This is a genomic window from Mesorhizobium sp. M4A.F.Ca.ET.020.02.1.1 (genome assembly GCF_004022645.1).
Lineage (GTDB): Bacteria > Pseudomonadota > Alphaproteobacteria > Rhizobiales > Rhizobiaceae > Mesorhizobium.
The window spans coordinates 1-2,823 of sequence record NZ_RZOI01000753.1 but is presented as its reverse complement, the minus strand read 5'-3'; the positions used below and the strand labels follow the sequence as shown (position 1 = coordinate 2,823).

Sequence of the window (2,823 nt, the reverse complement as noted above, 5' to 3'; positions counted from 1 at the left end):
GGCTACGGCGGGATCAAGCTTGCGCTCGTCGAGCTCTGTCATATGTTTTTTTCCCGTTTGCTCCGCCCCCCGGATCAGGCGGCGCCTCTCACGAGGCCTTCGCGTCGGTCGCACCACCGATGAGGCGCCTATAGGCGGCCACATAGTCGCGGGCCATTCTGTTGGCGGAAAACCGCTTTTCGAAGGCAGCCCTCATCTTTCGACGGTCGAGTTGAAGCAATGCCGGCACGGACTTGACCGCATCGTCCATCGAATTGACGACAAATCCGGTCACGCCCTGATCGATGATCTCAGGCAAGGCGCCACAATTCCAGGCAATCGATGGCGTGCCGCAGGCCATCGCCTCGATCGGAGCAAGGCCGAACGGCTCGGGCCAATCGATCGGGAACAGCAGGCCGGCCGCCTTGCCGAGAAACTCGGCCTTCTCGTCCTCGGCGATCTCGCCGACATAGTCGACGCGGTCACCGTCGATCAGCGGCTCAACAACGTCATGAAAATAGGCACGATCATCGTCACCGATCTTGGCCGCCAGCTTCAGCTTCAACCCAGAGCGGCGCGCGATCTCGATGGCGCGGTCCGGCCGCTTGTCGCGCGAAAGCCGGCCGAGAAAGGCAAGATACGGTTCCTCTTCCGTGGTCTCGAAAGCGGGCCGATAGATGTCGATCGGCAGGCCATGGTGGATCGTCGCCAGCCAATTGGCCTCGGCCAGCCCTGCTCTCTGGCTGCGTGAGATGGAGACCATCGGAAAGCGTGGGAAGCGCCGGTAGGTGGGCGCCAGGTCGACATAGTCGAGCCTGCCATGCGGCGTCGTCACCGTCCTTCCGGCCATATCCGCGAAGAAGGAAAAATGCAGGAAATGGCTGAGGTGGAAGTGGATGAGGTCGAATTCGTGCGCCCGCTCGCGGACCTCGGCCAGCATCGCCAGATGCGCGGCTATCTCTGATTTTTTCGGGCGCGGATCGAGGCGAAGCGCGCATTCACGCCCGGCAACGAGCCTCGCGGAAGTCCGGCTGTCGCCGCTGGCAAACAGCGTAACCTCATGGCCGAGAGCGACCAGCGCTTCCGTTAGGTAGGAGACGATCCGTTCGGTGCCGCCATAGAGTTTCGGCGGCACGGACTCGTAGAGCGGCGCGACATGGGCAATTCGCATGATGTCTCCAGCTGATTGGCACAGGGCCAAAATGCATCAGCCGGCATATCGTTCCGGGCCCCGCTTCTCAGCCGGACAGCGCCGCGCCGACCCAGTCGAGCCGCGCGGCGGGGACGAGGCCGTAATTGTAGAAGTTGATACCGTCGACGCCCGGCGCCCTCGCCGGCTTCACCTTGGCGGCGAGCACTTCCGCGCCGGCCATTTCCGGATAGAAGAGACGGTAGCCGGTGCCGAGGAATTTATCCGGGCCGAGCGCCGCGCGGCCGGCCTCGAGCAGGCTCGCGACATCGTCCGCCTGCATGTCGTAGGCGCACAGGATCGCCCCATCGCAGACCTTGCCGAGCGCCGCGAGATCGCAGCCGCCGAGCCAGCCGTCCTTGAGGTCGATGATCAGCACCCGCGTCGCCGGATGCGCCACCTCGCGCAACTCGGCGACCAGGCTGGTCACCGGCTCGAAGCGCCAGACGAGATAGGCATGGAGTTCCGGCCAAGGCAGGAAGATATCGAGCCCACTTGCCGGAAAGTCGGGAAAGCGCCGCTTCGGCACCGCACGCTCGCAGGTCTCGGCGATCCATTGCCTGACCAGCTTTTGCGCCGCCGCGCCATTGACGCCGGCTTTGGCCGCGCGATCCAGGCAGGACGGGCAGAAGCACAGCGAGAGCAGGAAATCGTCTTCTGGCGCCAGGCCGACACCATCCTTCTCGTGATGATACTCATGCGCAAAACCCATGAAGGACGGGCTTTCGAGCTCGATCCGGTCCGGCCTGTAGCCGTGCGAGATGTCCGCGACCAAGGCGCGGACATAGGCGCGCGCGTCCGGATGCGAGGGACAGAGATTGTAGTAGTTGGCATCGCCAAAGGCGTTGCGGGTGACGGCCTCGGGGTGAAGCATGCCGAGGCGGGTGTTGTGCAAACACACTGTCCAGCACGAGACCCCGGGCCCGCCCGCCTCGCGACGGCGCACGAGCTGGCCGAGCACGTCGCCGCCTTCGCAGATCACATCGGCCACCTTGGGCTGGATGGCAAGGTCGGCCCAGCGCGCTGCCGTCGGCTGGAAGTAGATGGTGCCGTCCTCCGGGAAATAGGCCTTGCGCCGCGGGCTACGCGGCTGCAGGAATCGCCCGGCATGGTAGGACGTGGCGAGGCTGACCATATTGAGCCCGGCACGCTCGACGAGATCACGCTCGACCGTCTCCAGTCCGATGTCCTGGATGTCCCAGGGATAGGTCCATATTGATAGCTGCATGGTCATCCTCGGCTTCCTTGCATCGCCCGGCGTTTGCTCTCAGCTGTCCACCGGCTCCGCGACTTGCATCAAGCAATCGCCTGCCTCGCACATCGTGTGCAGCCGGCGCGACAGCACGATGCCGCTTTCGGCGAAATGCAGGGCTTCCTCGGCGAAGTCGAGCCGTTCAAGGTCGTGGTACCAGCCGGCAAGCTGTCCGGCGCTGACGCTGTCGCCGAGCCTGACCGCTGGCTCGAACCAGCCGCGCCGCGTGGCATAGATGCCCTGGCTGTGCCGCGACAGCGAAAGCAGCCGCGTTGGAGCGGCAGGCTCGGCCTCCGGCGCCAGAACGGGCGCCTCGACCAAGCCCAGCGCCATCATCAGCCTGTCGAGCGCACGGGCGGTGGCGGCACGGCAACGGTGGATTCCATGGCGCTCACCGCCCGTG

At 65.0% G+C, this 2,823-nt stretch carries 3 protein-coding genes; all 3 read right to left on the bottom strand.

From position 1 onward, the window contains the following. Positions 1–88: 88 nt before the first annotated feature. The gene (locus EN742_RS30505) at positions 89–1,150 is read right to left on the bottom strand and encodes a glycosyltransferase family 4 protein (protein ID WP_128333635.1); all 1,062 of its coding nucleotides are present in this window, start codon (positions 1,148–1,150) and stop codon (positions 89–91) included. 67 nt (positions 1,151–1,217) lie between these two features. Further along, positions 1,218–2,396, bottom strand: coding sequence for a hypothetical protein (locus tag EN742_RS30500; protein WP_128333636.1), 1,179 nt, complete (start codon positions 2,394–2,396; stop codon positions 1,218–1,220). Between the two features lie 39 nt (positions 2,397–2,435). Beyond that, positions 2,436–2,823 (bottom strand): succinylglutamate desuccinylase/aspartoacylase family protein (locus EN742_RS30495; protein WP_189375675.1); only part of this gene is annotated, 388 nt, incomplete at its 5' end.

Bases quoted from the DNA above. Each gene is read 5' to 3' on its own strand.
- EN742_RS30505 (WP_128333635.1), bottom strand. From the start codon at position 1,150: ATGCGAATTGCCCATGTCGCGCCGCTCTACGAGTCCGTGCCGCCGAAA.
- EN742_RS30500 (WP_128333636.1), bottom strand. From the start codon at position 2,396: ATGCAGCTATCAATATGGACCTATCCCTGGGACATCCAGGACATCGGA.